The organism is Magnetovibrio sp. PR-2 (assembly GCF_036689815.1).
GTDB lineage: Bacteria > Pseudomonadota > Alphaproteobacteria > Rhodospirillales > Magnetovibrionaceae > Magnetovibrio.
In genome coordinates this window covers 37,369-59,455 of sequence record NZ_JBAHUR010000003.1, presented here as the reverse complement: position 1 = coordinate 59,455, position 22,087 = coordinate 37,369, and the positions used below count along the sequence as shown (strand labels likewise).

15 protein-coding genes are annotated in these 22,087 nt (G+C 54.8%); 8 read left to right on the top strand and 7 right to left on the bottom strand.

Features of this window, described 5'->3' with window-relative positions:
- Positions 1-6 precede the first annotated feature (6 nt).
- From V5T82_RS05095 to V5T82_RS05075, 5 genes are all read right to left on the bottom strand, one after another.
- Positions 7-9,309, bottom strand: a complete 9,303-nt coding sequence (locus tag V5T82_RS05095) for a hypothetical protein (protein ID WP_332894527.1) — start codon at positions 9,307-9,309, stop codon at positions 7-9.
- Between the two features lie 24 nt (positions 9,310-9,333).
- Positions 9,334-9,945, bottom strand: a complete 612-nt coding sequence (locus V5T82_RS05090; RefSeq protein WP_332894526.1) for a FecR family protein — start codon at positions 9,943-9,945, stop codon at positions 9,334-9,336.
- 342 nt (positions 9,946-10,287) lie between these two features.
- On the bottom strand, positions 10,288-11,775 hold the full coding sequence (locus V5T82_RS05085) for a S41 family peptidase (protein ID WP_332894525.1): 1,488 nt from the start codon (positions 11,773-11,775) through the stop codon (positions 10,288-10,290).
- 17 nt (positions 11,776-11,792) lie between these two features.
- Positions 11,793-12,728: an exopolyphosphatase gene (locus V5T82_RS05080; protein ID WP_332894524.1), complete on the bottom strand. Its 936-nt coding sequence runs from the start codon at positions 12,726-12,728 to the stop codon at positions 11,793-11,795.
- Between the two features lie 330 nt (positions 12,729-13,058).
- Positions 13,059-14,129, bottom strand: a complete 1,071-nt coding sequence (locus V5T82_RS05075; protein ID WP_332894523.1) for a COX15/CtaA family protein — start codon at positions 14,127-14,129, stop codon at positions 13,059-13,061.
- Positions 14,130-14,315: 186 nt separating this feature from the next.
- On the opposite strand from V5T82_RS05075, the gene V5T82_RS05070 reads away from it, so the two are divergent.
- The 3 genes from V5T82_RS05070 (at position 14,316) to V5T82_RS05060 (ending at position 16,697) form a co-directional block, all read left to right on the top strand.
- Complete coding sequence (locus tag V5T82_RS05070; RefSeq protein ID WP_332894522.1) at positions 14,316-16,019, top strand: restriction endonuclease; 1,704 nt, start codon at positions 14,316-14,318, stop codon at positions 16,017-16,019.
- Between the two features lie 94 nt (positions 16,020-16,113).
- The gene (locus tag V5T82_RS05065; protein ID WP_332894521.1) at positions 16,114-16,398 is read left to right on the top strand and encodes a type II toxin-antitoxin system RelE/ParE family toxin; all 285 of its coding nucleotides are present in this window, start codon (positions 16,114-16,116) and stop codon (positions 16,396-16,398) included.
- 11 nt (positions 16,399-16,409) lie between these two features.
- Positions 16,410-16,697, top strand: a complete 288-nt coding sequence (locus V5T82_RS05060) for a HigA family addiction module antitoxin (RefSeq protein WP_332894520.1) — start codon at positions 16,410-16,412, stop codon at positions 16,695-16,697.
- An 11-nt stretch (positions 16,698-16,708) separates the two neighbouring features.
- Here V5T82_RS05060 and V5T82_RS05055 read toward each other — a convergent pair whose 3' ends face one another.
- Positions 16,709-16,930, bottom strand: coding sequence for a DUF6967 family protein (locus V5T82_RS05055; RefSeq protein ID WP_332894519.1), 222 nt, complete (start codon positions 16,928-16,930; stop codon positions 16,709-16,711).
- Between the two features lie 13 nt (positions 16,931-16,943).
- Positions 16,944-17,951, bottom strand: a complete 1,008-nt coding sequence (locus V5T82_RS05050) for a TauD/TfdA family dioxygenase (RefSeq protein ID WP_332894518.1) — start codon at positions 17,949-17,951, stop codon at positions 16,944-16,946.
- A 461-nt stretch (positions 17,952-18,412) separates the two neighbouring features.
- On the opposite strand from V5T82_RS05050, the gene dsrA reads away from it, so the two are divergent.
- The 5 genes from dsrA to tusB all read left to right on the top strand — a co-directional run bounded on the left by dsrA (position 18,413) and on the right by tusB (position 22,018).
- Positions 18,413-19,666, top strand: coding sequence for a dissimilatory-type sulfite reductase subunit alpha (dsrA, locus tag V5T82_RS05045; protein ID WP_332894517.1), 1,254 nt, complete (start codon positions 18,413-18,415; stop codon positions 19,664-19,666).
- A gap of 94 nt (positions 19,667-19,760) precedes the next feature.
- Entirely contained in the window at positions 19,761-20,840 is a 1,080-nt protein-coding gene (dsrB, locus tag V5T82_RS05040) for a dissimilatory-type sulfite reductase subunit beta (RefSeq protein WP_332894516.1), read from the top strand.
- Positions 20,841-20,911: 71 nt separating this feature from the next.
- Positions 20,912-21,271, top strand: coding sequence for a sulfurtransferase complex subunit TusD (tusD, locus tag V5T82_RS05035; RefSeq protein WP_332894515.1), 360 nt, complete (start codon positions 20,912-20,914; stop codon positions 21,269-21,271).
- Between the two features lie 4 nt (positions 21,272-21,275).
- Complete coding sequence (locus V5T82_RS05030; protein WP_332894514.1) at positions 21,276-21,698, top strand: DsrE family protein; 423 nt, start codon at positions 21,276-21,278, stop codon at positions 21,696-21,698.
- 17 nt (positions 21,699-21,715) lie between these two features.
- Positions 21,716-22,018, top strand: a complete 303-nt coding sequence (tusB, locus tag V5T82_RS05025) for a sulfurtransferase complex subunit TusB (protein ID WP_332894513.1) — start codon at positions 21,716-21,718, stop codon at positions 22,016-22,018.
- The last annotated feature ends 69 nt before the right edge of the window (positions 22,019-22,087 follow it).

Here is a 22,087-nt window from a genome sequence, read left to right as displayed (position 1 = left end):
GTGACCTTATTCGATGTCGCCACCCGGACCGTTGCCACCATCGTTGGTGACGGTATAGCCGTCTGTGGTGTCGTTGTCGGCCGGGTCGTAGTCGTCGCTTTCAGCTTTCTTACCGATCGGAGCAGCTCCACCATAATCGTCGGTGCTGTCGCCGTCGGTGAGCGAGCTGATGTCGTAGGTCTCACCATCCACCGTCAAGCTATCCTCGTCAGAGAACATAGCAGCCAACGGATCCAGAGCATCTGCGGACGTGTCGCCCGTGACGTCGGAACCACCGGCATCGTCACCACCGAAGTCATCCGGCAAGACCACATCCATGGAGGTCGTGCTGGTGGATGTGTCACCGTTAGACGTTTCCGTAGACGTCACCGCGATGGACATGGAGAAGTCCGAAGACACGGAGCTGTCAACCGTCAGCGTCAAGCCGCTGAGATCGTTATCGCTCATGGTCCAAGTACCATCACCATTGTCCGTACCGGCAGAGAACGTTGCCCCGTCCGGAATGTTGGAAATGGTCACATCGCTGAGCGTTTCCGAACCGTCGGTGTCTTCCAAACCCGTGGAGATGGAGATGTCGTAGGTGACCGTTTCGTCACTGCTTTCTCCGCCCGGGTTGGAAGCGGACATGTCGTCGAGATCGTATTGACCATCCATGAATTGGAAGGTCTCCACATTTTCGACCCAGCTGGTGCCGTCGTCGCCGCCATCATTGTGTTCGATGACGTAGGCGCCGTTACCCATGGAGGTGAAGGTGTATTCGTCACGCGATCCGGAGAACGTCATGACGTCATCGCCGGAACCGCCGTCGACTTTGTTCATGCCGCCGCCAGCGAAGATGACATCGTCACCGGAACCGCCGTCGATATCATCATTGCCGTCGCCGGAAATGATGAAGTCGTTGCCGGAACCACCGTCGAGCTCGTTGTTACCGGAACCGCCGAAGAGGATGTCGTCACCGGAACCGCCGGTGAGTTCATCCGAACCGGCACCACCGAAGATAACATCGTCACCTTTGGAGCCGTCGATTTCGTCTGCGCCGTCTTTACCGGCCATAACATCGTCGTTCTTGGTGCCTTTGACGTCGTTGTTGTCATCGTCACCGGTCCATTCGTCGTCTTTCGACGACATTTTTTGCTGTTTCTCATCCGAACCAGCGTTGGCCCCGGCACCGACACCGAATTCACTGACATCGTATGCGTCAGAACCTTCGTCGTCGCCATCGTCGTCAGAATCTGCGTCTGCATCTGCGTCGGCGTCGGCGTCAGCATCTGCATCTGCATCTGCATCGGCGTCAGCGTCTGCATCAGCGTCAGCGTCTGCATCAGCGTCTGCATCCGAGCCACCGTCGTCATCACCACCTGCGACAACACCGTCGCCGATGGAGGCCGACAAGGACGGAGCATCGGCAACGGCTTCCACATCAACGCTTGCTGTGGTCGAAGCCGTTTCACCGCTTTCGCTGGTGGCCGTGATGCCCAGGTCGAACGAACCGCTGTAGTCTTCCGGCGGCGTAATCGTCAGACCAGACAGATCATCCGGGCCCAAGGTCCAGCTGCCGCCACCATTGTCCGTACCCGCCGACAGGCTTGCGCCGGACGGGACACCCGTAATGGTGACCGAAGCCGTATTGGCGACCGAGATATCGAGCGCGATGGCCGTATCTTCATCACCTTCGGCTTCGTCGCCGACTTCTGCGGTTGGCGGCTCGGCGTCTTCGCCAGCTTCCACCGTAACGGTCGAGCTCACAGAAGCCGTATCGCCATTCGGCTCGGTTGCCGTTGCCGTGACCGTCAAATCGAAGTCATCGACATCGTCACCCGTAACTTCAACTTGCAAGCCGTCAAGCTGACCGCTGGTCAAGGTCCAGGTGCCGTCACCATTGTCCGTACCGGCCGTCAATGCAGCCCCATCGGGGATGCCGCCAACCGTTATGGACAAGGTTTCAGAACCGTCGGTGTCAACCAAGTTGGAGGTAACGTCCAGATCAAACGTGGTTGTGGCTTCGCCACCGCTGCTTTCAACGCCGTCACCCAACTCAACGGTCAGGGTCGGTGCATCGGCAACAGCCTCAACTTCGACACTGCCCGTCGTGCTGACGGTTTCACCATTAGTACCCGTGACCGAAACGGTCATGGTGGTGTCGCCGCTGTAGTGTTCACCCGGGGTCATGGTCAGACCGTCGAGTTGTTCCGGCGTCAAGGTCCAAGAGCCACCACCATTGTCCGTACCCGCCGACAAGGTCGCGCCGTCCGGCAGGTTGGTGATGGTAATGCTATCAGCATTGGTTGCCGTGATGTCGAGCGCAATGGCCGTGTCTTCGTCACCCGAAGCCACACCGTTGATGGTCACAGTCGGATCCGGAACGTCCGGCACATCCAAGGTATCGGATGCCGAGCTGGAAGCTTGATCTTGGTTGGAACCTTCCGTCGCCGTCGCGGTTGCCGTCAACGTGATGTCGTCAGTGACCGTTTCCGGAACGAACATGGTCAATGCGTCCAGATCGCTGTTCGGATCCAATGTCCAGGAACCGTCACCGTTATCCGTACCGGCCGACAAGGTCACACCATCCGGAATGCCCGTGACAACCAAGCCCAGGGTTTCAGAACCGTCTTGGTCAACCAAGCTGGTGGTGATGTCCACCGGATACTCCGTACCTGCGGTGCCGCTGCCCGCTTCGGTGGTCAAGTTGACATTGACATCGTTAAAGTCATTGTCACCGCCACCCAGCAGATCTTCCCAGTTCATGTTGCCGTCAACGGCATTGTCTGCGGTGTAGTCGAAGTCGCTGGCGTTCAACGACGGATCGTGGAACAACGCAACGTCTCCGGCCGAAGCCGCATCCAGCGTGTTGCCGTCGCTATCGACAACCTGCCACGTGCCGTTGGCGTCCTGTTCAAAGGTGACAGCATCGCCACTGGCCAAGTCCGGGTTCGCCGTCCCGCCGTTCGGCAGCACGAAGAAGCCGATGGTGTCCGGGTCCACATCGTCCATGGTCCAAACATCGCCGATGTCTTGTTTGGTGTCGGCCCAAATGATGCCGCCTTCGGTGGGTTCGCCGTTTTCGCCTTTGACGTACCAACCGATAGTATTTTCATAAGCCGCACTTTCTTGGCCCATGTTTTCCATACTGATGGAGCCCAAGTCGCCACCCGCGTCCGTGCCTTCACCGATATCGATGGTCACCGGCGGAGCGTCAGCCACAGCAATGACCGGAACTTCGGCAGACGTCGAAGACGTACCGCCTTCATCCGTTACAGCCGTCACCGTCAAGGTTGGTGTACCGCTGTAGTGCAGATCCGGCGTCATGGTGAGCCCGTTCAGATCGCCTGGTTCAAGTGTCCAGGTGTCGCTGGTCGCATCATACGTACCCGCAGACAGCGTCGCGCCATCCGGCAAGCCGGTAATGGTCACAGTTTCCAGCGTTTCTCCACCTTCCGGTGTCACGGAGATGCTGATCGGGATGTTCGTATCTTCATCACCCGTACCACCAATCACGATGGTCGGTGCGTCGCCAACCGGAGCAACCGTTACGCCCAGCGTGGTGCTGGTTGATGCTGTGTCCGAAGGCAGACCCGTTGCCGTATCGACGATGTTCGTCGTCACCGTCAGGTCAAACGATCCATTATAATCGTCAGCCGTCGTGATTTGCAGGCCAGTCAAATCGCCTTCATCCAACGTCCAGGTACCGTCACCGTTGTCGGTCCCGGCATTCAGCGTTGCGCCGCTCGGCACGCCACTGATAACGATGGAGGAAATGCTTTCCGAACCATCCGTGTCGGTCACAGCCGTGGAAATCGACAGATCGATCGCCGTATCTTCGTCACCCGAAGCCGCAGAAGCCGTCAAAGTCGGCGCATCCGCATCCGGGTTCACGGCAATGTTGCCGACATCCGTTGCGGTCGAACCATCAGAAGACGTTGCCGTCACACCGATGTCGAACTCTCCGCTCCAATCCGCATCCGGCGTAAAGGTCAGACCTTCAAGCTGCGCAGGCGTCAAGGTCCAAGACCCGTCGCCATTGTCCGTGCCTGCCGACAACGTGCCGTCGGCCACATTGGTGATGGTAACGGTTTCCGTGTTGGTCACCGTGATATCCAAAGTGACCGAGCCATCTTCGTTGCCCGTCACATCGCCAACTTCCACAGTCGGATCCGGGTTAGTGCCCGCACCGCCCACGTCTGCCGTGGCCGAATTGGAAGCACTGTCTTGGTTGGACTGTTCGGTGGACGTCGCCGTTGCGCCCAACGTGAACGCATCCGTGCCCGCCGGAACGTCCATAGTCAAGCCGTCAATGGCATTGACCGGAACATCCCACGTGCCGTCACCGTTATCCGTACCGGCAGACAATGTCACGCCGTCCGGAACGTTAGTCAGTGTCAGGCTCAGAACTTCCGAACCGTCCGTGTCGACCAAGCTGGTGGTGATTTCGACCGGATAGGTCAAACCACCGTCGCTGCCGCCACCGGTCGGTGTCGGATCCAGGCCGTCCAACGTGTTGTTGTAGCTGTGCTCGTCATCTGCTTTAGCAGACACAGGCAAGTCGGACTGGGTCATGCCATCCGCGACATAAACCAGTTCGCCCTCACCTGGACCGAAGCCCGGCGTGTGGTTGTCACCGGCTTTGACCGTCAAGCCAACCAAGTCCGTACCCGGATAGTTGGTTTCGATGTATTCCTGCAAACCCAGGTCGTTGACGTCGTTGAGGCCGCCACCCGGGAAGCCTTCGACTTTGACCTTCTCGATGTCGCCATTATCGTCTTCCAGGTACATGACAATGTTGGACAGGTCATGCGGGAAGGCATCGATATCGGGGATGAAGCCACCTTCTGTGCCCGTCGGCTCACCGATATCCAAAGTGATCGGCGGTGCATCGGCCACGGCAACCACCGTAACCGGAGCGTCCGTCGAAGCTGTGCCACCTTCATCCGTCACAGCCGTCACCGTCAAGGTCGGCGTACCGCTGTAGTGCAGATCCGGCGTCATGGTCAGACCGTTCAGATCGCCCGGTTCAAGCGTCCAGGTGTCACTGGTCGCATCATACGTACCCGCAGACAGCGTCGCGCCATCCGGCAAGCCGCTAATGGTCACAGAAGCCAACTCCTCGCCACCTTCCGGCGTAACTGTAATGCTGATTGGAATTTGGGTATCTTCGTCACCCGTGCCGCCACCAATGACGACCGTCGGTGCATCACCAACCGGCGCGACCGTGATATCCAAGGACGTCGTAGCCGTCGCCGTATCCGAAGGCAGACCCGTCGCCGTATCCGTGACCAACGTGGTCACGTCCAGGCTAAACGTGCCGTTGTAGTCTTCCGGCGGCGTAATCGTCAGGCCAGGCAAATCGTCCGGAGACAACGTCCAGGTGCCGTCGCCATTGTCCGTACCACCGGACAACGTCGCACCGCTTGGAACACCGGAAATGGTAACAGACGTCACAGTTTCAGAACCGTCTGTATCCGTCACACCCGTAGAGATGTTCAGATCGATCGGAGAATCTTCGTCGCCCGTAGACGGACCTGCCGAAACGGTCGGCGTATCCGCATCCGGGTTCACCGTCACACCGATGGTGCCCGTGGCAACACCCGTATCCGAAGGCAGACCCGTGGCTTCGTCGATCACCGTCATGGAGACGCCCAGATCGAACGTACCGGAGTAATCTTGTGGCGGCGTGATGGTCAAACCGTCGATTTGATCCGGCGTCAACGTCCAAGTCCCATCGCCATTGTCCGTACCGGCCGACAAGGTCGCACCGCTTGGAACACCAGAGATGGTGAAGCCGGTGGCACTTTCCGAACCGTCCGTGTCACCGATCGACGTGGTGAGATCGATGGCAATCGCCGTGTCTTCCGTACCCGACGCCGTGCCGGAAACCGTTGCGTCGTCCGCATCCGGGTTCACCGTCACACCGATGGTGCCCGTGGCAACACCCGTATCCGAAGGCAGACCCGTGGCTTCGTCGATCACCGTCATGGAGACGCCCAGATCGAACGTACCGGAGTAATCTTGTGGCGGCGTGATGGTCAAACCGTCGATTTGATCCGGCGTCAATGTCCAAGTGCCGTCGCCATTGTCCGTACCAGCCGACAAGGTCGCACCCGAAGGCACACCAGAGATGGTGAAGCCGGTGGCACTTTCAGAGCCGTCCGTGTCACCAATGGACGTGGTCAGGTCGATGGCAATCGCCGTGTCTTCCGTACCCGACGCCGTGCCGGAAACCGTTGCGTCGTCCGCATCCGGGTTCACCGTCACACCGATGGTGCCCGTGGCAACACCCGTATCCGAAGGCAAGCCCGTGGCTTCGTCGATCACCGTCATGGAGACGCCCAGATCGAACGTGCCCGAGTAATCTTGCGGCGGCGTGATGGTCAAACCGTCGATTTGATCCGGCGTCAACGTCCAAGTCCCGTCGCCATTGTCCGTACCGGCCGACAAGGTCGCACCGCTTGGAACACCAGAGATGGTGAAGCCGGTGGCACTTTCCGAACCGTCCGTGTCACCGATGGACGTGGTCAGGTCGATGGCAATCGCCGTGTCTTCCGTACCCGACGCCGTGCCGGAAACCGTTGCGTCGTCTATATCCACATCTGGGTTCACTTCAACAGTCAACGCCGTCGTTGCACTTGACGTGTCCGAAGGCAAGCCCGTAGCCGTATCAACAACATTCGTCGTCACGGACAGATCAATTGTACCGGAGAAATCCGTCGGTGGCGTAATGGTCAGGTTCGACAAATCGCCCGTGTCCAAGGTCCACGTGCCGTCGCCGTTGTCCGTACCCGCCGACAGGCTGGCACCGCTTGGCACACCGCTGATGACAATGCTCTCAACGCTTTCCGAACCGTCCGTGTCCGTCACCGCCGTGGCGATGTTCAGCGCAATGGCCGTATCTTCGTCGCCGCCCGCACTGGTGGCCGTCAAGGTCGGAATGTCCGCGTCCGGGTTCACCGCAACGTCGAAGGTCGAGGACGACGTGCCGCCGTCCACAGACACCGCCGTCACACCCACTTCGAACGTGCCGGAATAATCCTCCGGCGCCGTCAGTTGCAGACCCGCGTCCACTTGGGCTTCGCTGAGTTCAATGTCGGAGCCGTCAGACGTAATGGTGTCGCCGTTGGCCAAGGTGATGGTCGAACCGCTCGGCACGCCCGTCAACGTCACACTGTCAACCGCAACGCCGTTCGTCGGGTTCACCGTGATGTCCAGACCCATGGCCGTGTCTTCCGTACCGGAAGCCGCACCAACCACAACCGAAGGCGCGTCCGGAACCGGAGACACCGTCACCGCCAAAGGCGTCGTTACACTTTCCGTGTCGCTGGGCAGACCCGTGGCGACGTCGATGATGTTCGACGTCACGTCCAAGTTAATCGTGCCGTTGAAGTTGTCCGCAGGTGTCAGTTCAAGACCCGACAGTTGCGCTTCGCTCAAGGTCCACGTGCCGTCGCCGTTGTCCGTACCCGCCGACAGGCTGGCACCGCTTGGCACACCGCTGATGACAATGCTCTCAACGCTTTCCGAACCGTCCGTGTCCGTCACCGCCGTGGCGATGTTCAGCGCAATGGCCGTATCTTCGTCGCCGCCCGCACTGGTCGCCGTCAAGGTCGGAATGTCCGCGTCCGGGTTCACCGTAATCGTGGTGATGGTGACATCAGTGTCCGATGCGCTTCCGTCGGATGCTTTTGCCGTGACCGTTACGTCAAACGTGCCCGAGTAATCCGCAGGAGCTTGCATTTGCAGACCGGCAAGCTGATCCGACGTCAAGGCGATATCTGAACCGTCTGCATTAATTTGTGTGCCGTTCGCCAGGAACAACGTCGAACCGTCGGGGATACCCGACAACGAAATGCTGTCAATGGTGTCGTCGGATTCAGCGGTTACACTAATGTTGAGGTCGAACTTCTGATCTTCCGTGCCGCTACCGCTGATGGAGGCTTCGACATCTGCTTGGTCAATATGGATGTTGATCGTTTCAGAATCGGAATCCCGATCGGTGGGCAAACCGGTTGCTTCGTCAATGACGGTAAATGTAACCGTAAGATCAATGTCGGTCGCATTACCGGGTGCGGGGGTCAATTGCAAATTATTCAGTTGCGCTTCCGTCAAGGTCCACGTGCCGTCGCCGTTGTCGGCACCCGCAGATAAACTCGCACCCGTCGGAACGCCGGCAATCGTTATGCTGTCAACAGATTCAGATGTATCGCCCGCTTTGTCTTCACCCCAATCCGCAGAAATGTTGAGGTCAATCGGCTGGCCATTAACAGCAGTACCTGCCGATGCGGAAAGATCGATGGCATCGACATCCGGGTTCACATTAATCGTGGTCGTTTTTATGTCCGTGTCTGACGCCGTGCCTTCAGACGATTTTGCTGTGACCGTCAGATCGAAAGAGCCCGAATAATCTTCCGGAGCTTTCATTTGCAGGCCTGCCAGTTGGCCAGATGTCAAGGAGATGGCAGAACCGTCCGCGTTAATTTGTGCGCCGCTGGACAAGACCAACGTTGATCCGTCGGGAACCCCCGTCAAAACAATGCTGTCAATCGTGTCCCCAGTTTGGGCGGTGACAGAAATATTCAGATTAAACAGCTGATCTTCTGTACCGCCACCGCTGAGGGAGACGGAGATATCGGCGTCATCCGTGTTGTTATCATCATCATCATCGTCATCATCGTCATCATCGTCATCGTCATTTCTTCCGGGGGCGCTGGTTTTTTTCGGAGGCACCCCGGCCAAGTTGTTTACGACGTTGTCAACAGCATCCAAAATACCGTCGTCATCTGGAACAATGATCGGGCTCCCAATCGGTGGAGTGACGATCTCTTCCAACTCGTCGTCACCGACAACGTCGAAGTCCGCGAGGCCTTCGGCATCCAAATTCGAAGATACATCCTCGCCAGGGACTTTATCAAAGTCGGCAAGGCCTTCAGCGTTACCCCCGCCATCGCCAGCAGCGGTGTCAAAGTCATTAAAACCGTCAGCTTCTTCATCACCGGAAAGTGCATCCCCTTGCAAACCGAAGTCGTTGACGTTGTCGTTACGCAACGGCAAGTGACGCAAGGATGCGGAGAAGGCGTTGATCATGTCTTGCGTGTCGATGACCGTTGTTTCCGCCGGTGCAGCAAACATGGAGTTCACAACAGTGAATTCGTTCGCGCCGTTCAAAACGGAGACGCCCGCGTTGTTCATCACAACGACTTCACCGACGAAGCCGTCGGCTTCTTCCATCAGCACGATGTCGACGTTTTGACCGTTGGTGATATCAACACCAACTTGGGTGCCGCGGATACCGATGGTGGCGACCGGCGTATGCAAAGTCATGGCGTCCGGATCGGTTTTGGCAACTTAGCCGGAAACGAAGGTGAACACACCTTGCATCACGGACATGGAGACAGAGCCTTCTTGCGTGCCCGGATCGTAAACCATTTCGTCCAGAACCATGCGGCCTTCTTCAGCCATGGAGAACGTGGTTTCGTCCGCCAAGATCACACCGACGGCACTGTCGGGATCTGTTTCGAGAATGTCGCCTTGGAAGACCGGATCACCCGGTTGCAGTTCGACGCGCGTACCATCCACGCGAATAACCGTCACGGTGCCTTCAACTTTGTCGACCGTACCAATGGGCTGTTCTTGAACACCTTCGCTGCCGGCCTGGGCTACCATTCCAGGCGTGTTGGCGTCGGCTAAGTGATCAGCCAGATCGGCGCGCACTTCCGCGCCTTGATCGGATTGAAAGTCTGGTTGAGGGTCAACCGTGTTGAAATCTTTAATCACCACCTCGGAGCCGTCGGGCCACGTGAGGACGAGATCGGGCCCGTCGTGCTGGTAATCCGCTGTCGCCGGGTTTAAGCCTTCGGGCAGGACCAGCGTGTCACTGCTGGATGCGTCGAGGACGAAGCTCTCGCCTTCGGCCGCGCCGGAAGAAAAGATGCCGTTGTTTTGATCATTGGTAGCCATGATTTCAAACCTTCTGAAAACGTGCTGAACACACGAAAAACCAACCAAAAACCAAAACCGTTACAACGGTTGGAAATGAGGTCAGCAGCGAAAAGAACCGAAAAGTGGTGGTTTACTTATGGCTTAGGATATAAGTCGAGCGCGCGCGGGGTCAACAAATCCGCAGTTTCATGACCAAATAAGAAAACTCATTGATCTTGGGTGGACATCGCCACCCCCCCCCTGGAAAACAAAGCCTCGGATGCATGGCGCAAAGACCGTCACGCCAGCATCAACGGATTTGCCTTAGATGAACACAGAGCACGTCTGAAAATGCCATAAGGGGCTGTTTTTTATACAAACTTAGTTTGAGAAAGAAACTTCGTGAGAGATGGTCGACAAGAACGCCTTGGTCGAGCCGGCACGCAGGTAAGCCAGCGCGCAGCCGAGCTCCAGATCTTTGCCTTCTTCACCTGCTTTGGGGCAACTTTCGCGGTCCAAGGAGGCTTCGGGCGGGCGTTCTTCGTGTGAATCCGTATTCAAGGCCCCCGGCAAGTCCGATTCTCTCGGAATTTGCGGGGCATCCTCCCCTTCTGCGGGCTGAATGGTCCGCGTCAGCACAATATCCGGTGCAACACCTTGGGCCTGGATGGTATAGCCCGCCGGGGCATAGTAACGCGCCGTGGTTAATTTCAGCGCGCCTTCCAAGGCCAGGGGTTGGATGGTTTGTACCGAGCCCTTGCCGAACGTGCGCCGCCCCATCAACACCGCGCGGTGATGATCTTTGAGCGCGCTGGCGACGATTTCAGATGCTGAGGCCGAGCCTTCATTGATCAAGACCACCATGGGCACACCGTTTGCAAGATCCCCGCTACCTGCCCGAAAGACCCGGTTGTCGCCAGGTTGGCGTTCGCGCACAGAGACAATGGTGCCGCCCTCTAAGAAGCTGTCAGACACAAACAGGGATTGATCAAGCAAGCCGCCAGGATTATTACGTAAATCCAGCACCACGCCTTTCAAAGTTGCCCCGTATTGGTCTTCGATATCGTCGAACGCGTCCAACAACTTTGGTGAAACTTTTTGCGTAAAGCTTGCAACCCGCACATAGGCAATGTCACCTTCCATGCGCCAACGCACGGAGCGGATTTCAATAATGGCGCGCACCACGCGGACGTCGAAGTTCGCAACCCCTTCGCGCTCGATGGTGAGGACGATGGCTTCGCCCGGACGCCCACGCATGACCTTTACCGCGTCCGACAAGGTCTTATCGCCAATGGGCTCGCCGTCTAAAGCAACGATGCGATCGCCCGCCTGAATGCCTGCACGGTACGCCGGTGTGTCTTCGATGGGAGAAACAACCTTCACAGCCCCCTCTTCCATCGTGACTTCAATGCCCAAGCCGCCAAATTCCCCACTGGTTGCCACACGGCTATCGCGCAGTTCGTCGGGATTGAGGTAGCTGGAGTGGGGATCCAAAGAGGCCATCATGGCGTCCAAGCCCGCTTCGACAAAATCACGCGGCTCGACGCTCCCCGGGCGAAACTTTTGCTCTTCAATCCCTTCCATCGCGGCGTTAATCAGATCGACACTTTCGGTCGAGACCACATAATTTGCGCGGATATGGCGCAAGGCATCGCGAAAATGATCGCGTTGGCGTAGGTTTGAAGGGTTGTTGGTATAGGTGTCGTAGGCGTCATAGACCCGCAGGAGCTGCGTTTCACTTTCTGCATCCAGCGTGGCCATAGAGCCAAACGAGCGCACAACCTGATCAATGGGACTGCGACCATCGGAACAAGCGCTCAGCGTTTGTAAAAGGCCGAAGGTCAGGGCCCCACCAATAAGGAAGGCCATAAACTGCGTTAAGCGGTTCATCCGTCTGAGGTGATTTGAGCGACCAACTCACCCAGGACGCGTTCGGAATCATCGTTGTCGATCTGACACGTGCCGGCATTTTCGTGGCCGCCACCACCGTACTTCAACATCAACTCACCAATGTTGGTGTTCGAAGAGCGATTGACGATGGATTTACCCGTCGCATACACGGTGTTGAGCTTGTTCAAGCCCCAAATCGCGTGAATCGAGATGTTGGTGTCCGGATACATGGCGTAGATCATGAAACGGTTGGTGGCGAAGATGGTGTCTTCGCCGCGCAAATCCAAAACCACCAGGTTGTCATGAATGGTCGAGCAGCGCTCCAACTGGTCTTTGGCTTTGACGGCGTGGTCTGCATATAGGTCGGTGCGTTCTTTGACGTCCGGCAGAGCGAGAATCTCTTCGATGGTGTGATCGCGGCAATAGTCGATCAGTTCCATCATCAGCTGATAGTTGGAAATACGGAAATCTTTGAAACGGCCCAGGCCGGTGCGCGAATCCATGATGTAGTTCAACAACACCCAACCGTCCGGGGTCAGAATTTCATCGGTGGTGAACTGAGCACTGTCGGCTTTATCGACGGCGTCCATCATTTCGTCGGAAACGCGTTTGAATTCCATCTTACCGCCATAGTAATCATAGACCACGCGGGCCGCAGACGGTGCCTCGGAGTCGATCACATGGTTGGGAGGATTTTCATCCAGACGGGTCATTTCCGATGAATGGTGGTCAAACGCGATATGCACGCCCGGCACGTAAGGTAAGTTGGTAGTAATATCATCTTCGGAGATCAAGATGGTGCCATCTTGCATATCCTTCGGGTGAACGAATTTGATATCATCAATCAAATCCATTTCCTTGAGCAAAACAGCGCAGACCAGACCGTCAAAGTCGCTCCGCGTCACCAAACGAAATTTTTTGTGATCGCTCATTCAGTTCATCCCTTAACTGACATTTACCTCGAAAGCATCCCACCCCCAGGTGGGGCGCTTCTTTTGAATATAGAGAAGCCTTCGCCGAATGGAAGGCTCAAGGTGCATTCTATCGGAAAACTTTCAACATTCACAAGGCGTTCTTCCGTCAAAGTCCCAAAATGGTCCATTTGTCTTATATATAGCACCCATATCCGCGCGCACGGCCCGTGGACACCAAATATTTGGACGAGAATCGTAAAGGTCGGCTTAACGAACGGCATTTTCCCTTTAATCATCCGGTTACGCCCGGTTTAGCCTGGCTGATTTAAAGGGTGAGGACGACCAGGGCTAGCGGGCTGTGCGCAATTCGTGCAGCACCCAAACGCCCAAGGAAAACAGCGCCACAGCACCCAACTGATGCAAGCTTGCCAGGGCAACCGGCACCCCCAACAACAGTGTGGAAATGCCCAAGCCCACTTGCAACAACGCCATCAGGCCAAATAGATGAATGGCGTAACGTGTGCACGGGGCCAAATGCTTGTCAGCGGTGCTCATCCAAAACAGCAACACCCAAACGATGGTGATCTCCGCCAAGGTGCGGTGGATAAACTGAACCGTGGTGATGTCTTCGAACGGTGCCAGCCAAACAGGGTCGTAAGCAAACACCCCGTCCGGAATGATTTGGCCATCCATCAAGGGGAACGTGTTGTAGGCAAACCCCGCATCCGTACCCGCGACAAATCCACCCGCCATGGCCGTGACAAAAATCAAAGTCACCAACCAATGCGCAGAACGTTTCAGACCACCTGTGTCTTGATGGTGTTGATCGTAGGGCTTGGGATGAAGAAGGCTCAACGCCACCCAAATCAGCAGCCCAATGATGACAACCGCCAGCGCAAAGTGCGCGACCAAGCGGTATTGGCTGACGTCGGGACGATCCACCAAGCCGCTCATGACCATGAACCAGCCCATCACGCCTTGACTTGCCCCCAACAACAACAGACCGAACAGCTTCCAAAACAAACCGTCGGACACCTTCACCCAGCGCATCACCAAGAACGCCGCAAACGGCAAGAAAAACGCAAAGCCCAACAAGCGGCCCCAGACGCGATGAATAAACTCCAGCCAAAAAATGCCCTTAAAGCCGTCCAGGGTCATCTCGGCGTTGACCTTCATGAACTCGGGGAATTGGCGATACTTGTCAAACAGTTCGGCCCAGTCGGCCTCATTTAAGGGCGGTATCCAGCCCGTAAAGACATTCCACTCGACCATGGACAGGCCCGAATGCGTCAAACGCGTCAGCCCCCCCAAGGCAATCATCACCAAAACCATCCCGGCGACCGAGAACAACCACGCGGCCATCCACTTGGCACGATGTTCGTCTTTGGGCGGGCGTTCAGGAAAAACGATCTGGCTCACGGGGCGTCCCCTGGTTTTTTGGGATTGGGAGGGTTGGTTATACGGTAGGACTATGTGTGTGGCAATCATAGCAGAGTTAAATGCACCACAATGTATCTACTTTTGGCTGATTTTTATGGAACTAAACACCCATTATTTGTAACGTGAACCCCACCTTTTATTTCTATAATAGTGAGAGTGGGCAACATGTCTGGACGAATTTCCTTCTATTCCTCTAATCTCGGTGACATCCAAGCTGGCGACGTGCGTGCGAAATATAACGCCGCTGGAACCAAAATACTTCGTTACTACATTGATTTCCGTCACCTGTCCCTCGATCTCCATAAAGAACTCAGCGCACCTCAAATATCGATACTGCAAAATAAGGTCGATACGCTGATGGCCCAATGGGACAAGAAATATGATGCTTATGTCAAAAAACAAAACACTGCCGCAGGAAAAGAACTTGCGGAAGATTTGACGGTTGAAGCTGAACAAAGACGTGATCGGCTAAAAAACACACTCCACCACACACTTTCGATTGATGATGCTGTCGACTGGAATGTGCTCAAAGATCATTCGAAATTCCAACGTAAAAACTATCCCCATAAGCCAGCCCAACACCAAGTTCGTGCTAACAAACCAGGGCCACTTAAAGTTGGTTTCTTCCAAGCTCTTTTTGGACAGCGCAAGAAATTGGAAAAGCAACATGAAGATAGCGTCCAGGCATTTCATAATGAGGTTGAACGCGTTAAGAAGTCGAATGCCGACGCACTTGCTGAATGGACCCTAAAACGCGATGCATGGAATGTAGAACAAGATGAAGCCGAGAAGGCATTTTTACAAAAACAAGAAACTGAAAACGCCAAAGTCGAGGCTCTGAAATCAGCTTGGCAAAATGGAGAACCCGAAGCAATCGAAGAGCATGCCTCAATAGTCTTAGAGGCCTCTGAACATGACGATGTCGTTCCAAAACAATGGGAAATCAACTACGATCCGGAAAATAAACTGCTCGTCGTTCAGTACACGTTACCGACGCCAGACGGGTTGCCATTGACCAAAACAGTGAAGTATGTGGCATCTACAGGAGAACTTCGCGAGACGAACATCAGTGAACGCGACAAAAAATCCCTATTTGACGACCTATGTTATCAAATCTGTTTAAGAACCATTCACGAACTGTTTGAAGCCGATATCCACGATCACCTTGAGAGTATCGTTTTCAATGGCTGGACAGACTCAATTGACCCCGCCACAGGCCAACAAGCCAATGCCACCATTATTTCTTTGATGGCAAAGAAAGCTGAATTTCTAGAGATCAACCTAGAACAAGTAGAACCGAAAGCATGCTTCAAGTCTCTCAAAGGCGTTTCAGCAGCATCTTTGGTTGGCCTGACGCCCATAGCCCCTATTATTGAGTTTGAAAAAACCGACAAGCGTTTTGTTGACGCAAAGTCAGTTGATGTTGCCGATGATGGCACCACCAATCTTGCTGCAATGGATTGGGAAGAATTTGAACACTTAGTCAGAGAATTGTTCGAAAAAGAATTTGCAGATAGAGGTGGAGAAGTCCGTGTAACCCAATCAAGCAATGACGGTGGAGTAGATGCCGTTGCCTTTGATCCTGACCCAATTAGTGGCGGTAAAATTGTCATTCAGGCAAAGAGGTATACTCGCACTGTGGGCGTCAGCGCTGTTCGCGATTTGTATGGAACGACTATGAACGAAGGTGCGATCAAGGGCATCCTTGTCACAACCGCAGATTATGGTCCTGATGCTCACAAATTTGCATCAGATAAACCGCTTACTCTCATGTCTGGCTCTCACTTGCTACATTTACTGGAAAAGCATGGGGTTAAGGCAAAAATTGATATCAAAGAAGCTCGTACCGAGATGGGGTTAAGCTCTTGATGGTGAGAAATTGATTTCGAATCTGACTCCTCGAAATGAGCCGCACTCACATATTTTACTATTTACGTAACCCGTAACAAATGATACTCTTTCCATGATCAAAAGCTTTCGAGACAAGCATACTCAGGCCCTTTTCCGCTTGGAGAAATGTCATCGCAAATGGAAAGCGTTTGAGCGGGTGGCTTTGCGAAAGCTGACGATGGTTCATGCGGCAGGACACCTGCATGATTTAAACTGCCCGCCCGGCAACAAGCTTGAAGCTTTGCACGGGGACCGTTCCGGCCAGCATTCCATTCGGATCAACGGCCAGTACAGGATTTGTTTTGTTTGGAAAGACGGTCATGCTTATGACGTCGAGATTGTCGATTACCACGACTGAGGAACACAAAAATGCTTGCCCCCGTTCACCCCGGTGAAATCCTCAAAGAAGACTTCATGGTTCCCTATGGCTTGAGTGCGCGAAAGCTTGCGGATGCCTTATCCGTTCCCACCAACCGCATCACGTCCATCGTCAATGGCCAGCGCGGCATTACGGCAGAAACGGCTTTGCGCCTGTCCGATGCCTTCGGCACCACTGCGGAGTTTTGGACCAACTTGCAAGACCACTACGAGCTGACCAAAGCCCGTCAGTCCGAGCGGCCCAAAATCAAACGCTTAAAAGTGCCTGCGGCTCAATAACTTTTAGTTGCTTACTCAGACGGCTTCGTCTCCGCCGCCCACTTTCCCATCAACTCTGCCAGATGCCCGGCCGTTTCAAAGTCCAGCTCCAGGTCGGTGAACCGTTTGCCTTCTTTGATGCGGATGCGCAGCATTTTGAAGCCGCCTTCGTAGGTGGCTTCGGAAATCTTCAGCTCTTTGTTCCAAGGGGCCATGACGATTTCGAGATCGGTCATGCTTTCGTGCTGGGGCATGTCTTCTTCCTTCTTATTGTTGAGTATAGGTGTCCGCAACGCGCTCTATATAGCGCGCGCGCAGCATCATGCGCAGGCCGGTGTCCTCAGTCGTGTCTTCAAATGCAGTGCGGGTGTGAAGCACGTTGTTGCAGATCAGCCCCTGCCCCGGCTCCATGCGGTGGCGGAAGATATAGGGCTCACCAGGGCCGCCGTCGGCCAAAATCTCTTGCATAAAGGCCACAGCCTTCTGTGTCGCCTCGTCATCGGGCCAAACAATATTTCGTTTGCGCGCGGTATAGCGCATGTAAAGCGAGCCGTCGGCTTTGTTCAGCGAAAACACCGGGCCGGAGACATCCCCGCGCTCCACATCCGCATCGACGTCGTTACCCGGAATCGTCATGGCGTTTGCTTCTGACAAAGCCCGGACCATCTCCGGATCTTGTTCGCGCATCAGCAAATACGCCATTTCGGGATCAAACAGCGCATTTTCACCGCCCGCCGCCCCCGCTTGACGCACACAATGTAAAATCATGCCCCGGATTCTGCGCGCCGTGGTGTTGTAATAGCCGTCCGTATGCCAACTGATGGGCCGCGAAGTGTATGGGATGTACATCTTGCGGCCTTGTTCCAGGCGCTCTTCGCCCGCAGCGACATGCAACGGCGTAATATCGTCCTCATCCGCGTAAGGATTGTGGTCGAGGGTTTTCAGCCCAAAATGCTGGCCAAAAGCCTTCACCAAAGCCTTGGAGTTTTCCACATCATCCACAGCGGGCCCCGCATACACGGCCATGCCACAGCGGCGTATGCGGTCTCGAATCGCCAAAATCTCAGCATTTGTGGGATGAACGGGATCAGAGACCTCGACTACCAATTCGTTCACTTTTTTGGGATAACCCGCCAACTTAGCATCACGCCAACGGGCGTAATCAATTGAATTTGAAAGAAAAAAAGGACCAGAGCCACCTTCGGACGCAAGCAGGGAAAGCGCGCCATGCGAAAATTCTTGTTCTTGGTTTGGTTCGACATACATATCGTTCATCCCTGTTTTCTACACATTTTTTAAATTTATGAACAGCTTCAGTACCCTAAACCCTAGTTTTGGGCCATTCCACAGATACTTAACGTATATCTAATTTATTGAAATACAAAGAAAATTGAGAATTGATGCAATGCAGCACATTTCGTGTTGGACATATTAGATTGACGTAATATAAAATCTGGCGAAAATAAGAACCAGATGTATGGCGACATACACACGAACATACAGACAAGAAAACTGTGTGACGTGATTAACAAAATTACAGGCGCTGGCTGAAACAGGGAACACCCTTTCACACGTTCAGACAGCTCTGGTGTGTCTCAAGGCACACAGTTTTTTTGCTGGGTTTCCAGCTTGGAAACGCGGGGGACTCTTAAGAATGCTCCAGGTGGTTCTGGGGCGGGGACCCTTTTTGTGTCCTTTTTGGGATCAAAATAAACTCTGCGGAGGAAGAAAGACAAATGGCGACCAACAAACCTGATACTCCTCTTCTTGACCAGCTGGAAGACGGCCCCTGGCCGAGCTTCGTCACGGGCTTGAAACGTTTGGCCGATGACGAAGGCAAACAATACGCTCCGGTCATGAAGAGCCTGCTCGGCCAACTCGAGCACTCCTATGAAACGCGTAAAGGCTATTGGAAAGGTGGCACCATCGGTGTCATCGGTTATGGCGCTGGTGTTATCCCGCGCTTTTCCGAAGTGGCCGACAAGTACTCGGAAAGCAAAGAATTCCACACGCTGCGCATCATGCCGCCAGCGGGTATGCACTACGATACTGATACGCTGCGCAAAATGTGCGACGTCTGGGAAAAATACGGCTCCGGCCTGATTGCTTTCCACGGCCAGTCCGGCGACATCATGTTCCAAGGCTGTTCGTCCGAAAACGTTCAACCGGCTTTTGACGAGCTGAACGAAATGGGCTTCGACCTTGGTGGTGCGGGCGCAGGTGTGCGTACGTCCATGAGCTGTGTCGGTGCTGCACGTTGCGAGCAATCTTGCTACGACGAAGGCAAAGCGATGCGTTTGGTCATCAACAACATGTTGGATGACATGCACCGCCCGTCCCTGCCCTACAAATTCAAAGCGAAGTTCTCCGGCTGCGCCAACGATTGCGTCAACGCATCGCACCGCTCCGACTTCGCCGTTTTGGGCACCTGGGCCGACGACATCAAAGTCGACCAAGACAAGATCAAAGAAAAAGTAGCCGAGCTGGGCCGCAAAGAGTTCAACAACCAAGTTGTGAACATGTGCCCGACCCGTGCTTTGGCTTTGAACGACGACGACACTTTGGACATCGATAACGAAAGCTGCGTGAAATGCATGCACTGCATCAACGTTTGCACCAAAGCCCTGTCGGTCGGCGATGAAAAAGGCGTCACCATCCTAATCGGTGGTAAGCGTACGCTGAAAATCGGTGACTTGATGGGTACCGTCGTTGTTCCGTTCCACAAAATGGAAGACGAAGACGATTACGAATGGCTCGTCGAGCTGTCCGAAAACGTTCTCGACTTCTTCGCTGAAAACGCTCTCGAACACGAGCGCACCGGCGAAATGATCGAACGCATCGGTCTGGTGGACTTCCTCGAAGGCGTTGGTGTCGACGTTGACCCGAACATGGTCACGCACCCGCGCACCAGCTCCTATGTCCGCATGGACGGCTGGGACGAAGAAGTTGACAAGTGGAATGCCCGTAAAGGTGCTGCGGCTGCTGAGTAAGCCCCACTAAATCTGACGTAACCACAGCCCGGCGAGGTTTGGATCGCCAACCTTGCCGGGCGTCGAAAGACAAAAAAAGTATTGGAGAAGGAATATGAGTGGAGCTGAAGCCCCGCGTATGCCAGATGAGTGCGGTGTCCCCAATGGTATGGACTACATGCACCCGCTGCTGAAAGAAAACTACGGCAACTGGGATTGGCACGACCGTCCGCAAACCGGTGTATTGCACCACGTTGCGAAAAACGGCAAAGAAGTTTGGACCATCAAAGCTGGTACCCAGCGTCAAATGGACGTTTACACCATCCGCGAACTCTGCGACATCGCAGACGAAATGGCTGGCGGTCACGTTCGTTTCACGACCCGTTCCAACGTTGAATTCATGGTCGGTTCCGAAGCTGAAGTCGATCCGCTGATCAAGCGTCTCGAAGACGCCGGTTATCCGGTTGGTGGTACGGGTAACTCCGTATCCATGATTTCTCACACCCAGGGTTGGCTGCACTGCGACATCCCCGGCACCGACGCTTCCGGCGTTGTGAAATCTCTGATGGACGAACTCTACACCGAGTTCAAACAAGAAGAGATGCCGAACCGTGTGAAAATCACCACCTCTTGCTGCCAAATCAACTGTGGTGGTCAAGGCGACATCGCCATCAACGTTCAGCACACCAAGCCGCCGGTTATCAACCACGACTTGGTTTCCAACATGTGTGAACGTCCGGCTGTTGTGGCACGCTGCCCCGTTGCAGCTATTCGCCCGGCACTGGTCAACGGCAAGCCAACGCTTGAAGTTGACGAGAAGAAATGCGTCTGCTGTGGCGCTTGCTTCCCGCCGTGCCCGCCGATGCAAATCAACGACCCGGTGAACTCCAAAATTGCCATCTGGGTTGGTGGTAAGCACTCTTCCACGCGTTCCAAGCCGAGCTTCCACAAACTGGTTGCGGCAGGCCTGCCGAACAACGCACCGCGTTGGCCGGAAGCTGCGGACGTCGTGAACCGCATTTTGATGGCGTACAAAGAAGGCGGCAAGCCTTGGGAACGCATGAACGAATGGATCGACCGTATCGGTTGGCCGAAGTTCTTCGAACTGACCGGTCTGCCGTTCACCAAGTACCACATTGAAGACTGGCGCGGTGGCCGCAACGCATTGAACGCGTCCTCCCACGTCCACCTGTAAGGTAAAACTATTTCTTGTTGGGGGACGGTTTTTTGGGCTGTCCCCCTTGCAAGGAAACGAGGAATTGATTGATGAAATTCGGTATTTTGATCAACGAAGGACCGTTTACGCACCAAGCGTCCGACACGGCTTATCATTTCACCAAAGCCGCGCTCGAAGCAGGCCACGATGTGCCACGCGTGTTCTTCTATTACGACGGCGTGAACAACGCCAACAAGTTCTCCGAGCCGCAAGCCGACGACCGCAACTTGGTTAAGCTTTGGGGCGAATTGGCCGCAGAAAAAGACGTTGATTTGGTGGTGTGTGTCGCCGCTGGCATGCGTCGCGGTATTAAAGACGACAGCTTGGCTGACGGCTTCCGTATCTCTGGCCTCGGCCAGTTGGTCGAAGCGGGCATGGGTTGCGATCGCCTGATGATGTTTGGAGACTAATCCCATGGCTGAATATGAATTTGAAACTGAAGGCGTCAAAAAGACCTTCACGTTTATGAACCGCAAAGCTCCTTACGGCACCGTTTACGCCCTGGAAGTTTTGGAAACGGTTTTGATCTCTGCAGCGTTTGAACAGCACGCCAACATCGTCTTTTGTGACGACGGCGTCTATCAGCTCAAAGCTGGTCACGACACCGCAGACATCGGCATGAAAAACTTTTCGCCCACGTTTGGCATCATCGAAATGGAAAAAGAAGATGCCGACGAAGACGAAGATATCGACATGAACTGGCGCATCATCATCGAGAAAGAATCTATGGAAGCCCGTGGCTTGACCGCAGATGATTTCAAAGTCGAAGTTGAAGTGCTCAGCGCTGCTGAACTGGCCGACATCATTGACGCATCCGATTGCGTCATCGGCGGCTAAGGAAGGGAAACTTAAACATGCTTCATACAGTGAACAAGTCGCCCTTCGAACGGAACTCTTTGGACACCTGCTTGCGTTTGTCCAAAGAAGGTTCTGCCATCCTGTTGATCGAAGACGGCGTTATCGCTGCGATCAAAGGCACCGAGCAGTCCGCTAAAATCGAAGGCGCCGTGGCAAATCGCCCCGTCTATGTATTAGGTCCGGACGTCAAAGCCCGCGGCCTTTCCGAAGACCAAGTGATCGATGGCGTGAAGGTCGTTGATTATGCTGGTTTCGTGAGCCTCGCTGAGGAACACGGCACGCATAACGCTTGGCTCTAAGGTCAAACCGAATGCCCCGCTGGTGGGGCTTACACCAAGCCCACCAACGGGCACTTTTTCAGAACCGCC

Bases quoted from the DNA above. Each gene is read 5' to 3' on its own strand.
- dsrA (WP_332894517.1), top strand. From the start codon at position 18,413: ATGGCGACCAACAAACCTGATACTCCTCTTCTTGACCAGCTGGAAGAC.
- V5T82_RS05055 (WP_332894519.1), bottom strand. From the start codon at position 16,930: ATGCCCCAGCACGAAAGCATGACCGATCTCGAAATCGTCATGGCCCCT.
- V5T82_RS05030 (WP_332894514.1), top strand. From the start codon at position 21,276: ATGGCTGAATATGAATTTGAAACTGAAGGCGTCAAAAAGACCTTCACG.
- dsrB (WP_332894516.1), top strand. From the start codon at position 19,761: ATGAGTGGAGCTGAAGCCCCGCGTATGCCAGATGAGTGCGGTGTCCCC.
- V5T82_RS05050 (WP_332894518.1), bottom strand. From the start codon at position 17,951: ATGAACGATATGTATGTCGAACCAAACCAAGAACAAGAATTTTCGCAT.
- V5T82_RS05085 (WP_332894525.1), bottom strand. From the start codon at position 11,775: ATGGCCTTCCTTATTGGTGGGGCCCTGACCTTCGGCCTTTTACAAACG.
- V5T82_RS05070 (WP_332894522.1), top strand. From the start codon at position 14,316: ATGTCTGGACGAATTTCCTTCTATTCCTCTAATCTCGGTGACATCCAA.
- V5T82_RS05095 (WP_332894527.1), bottom strand. From the start codon at position 9,309: ATGACTTTGCATACGCCGGTCGCCACCATCGGTATCCGCGGCACCCAA.
- V5T82_RS05060 (WP_332894520.1), top strand. From the start codon at position 16,410: ATGCTTGCCCCCGTTCACCCCGGTGAAATCCTCAAAGAAGACTTCATG.
- V5T82_RS05080 (WP_332894524.1), bottom strand. From the start codon at position 12,728: ATGAGCGATCACAAAAAATTTCGTTTGGTGACGCGGAGCGACTTTGAC.
- V5T82_RS05090 (WP_332894526.1), bottom strand. From the start codon at position 9,945: ATGGCTACCAATGATCAAAACAACGGCATCTTTTCTTCCGGCGCGGCC.
- V5T82_RS05065 (WP_332894521.1), top strand. From the start codon at position 16,114: ATGATCAAAAGCTTTCGAGACAAGCATACTCAGGCCCTTTTCCGCTTG.
- tusD (WP_332894515.1), top strand. From the start codon at position 20,912: ATGAAATTCGGTATTTTGATCAACGAAGGACCGTTTACGCACCAAGCG.
- tusB (WP_332894513.1), top strand. From the start codon at position 21,716: ATGCTTCATACAGTGAACAAGTCGCCCTTCGAACGGAACTCTTTGGAC.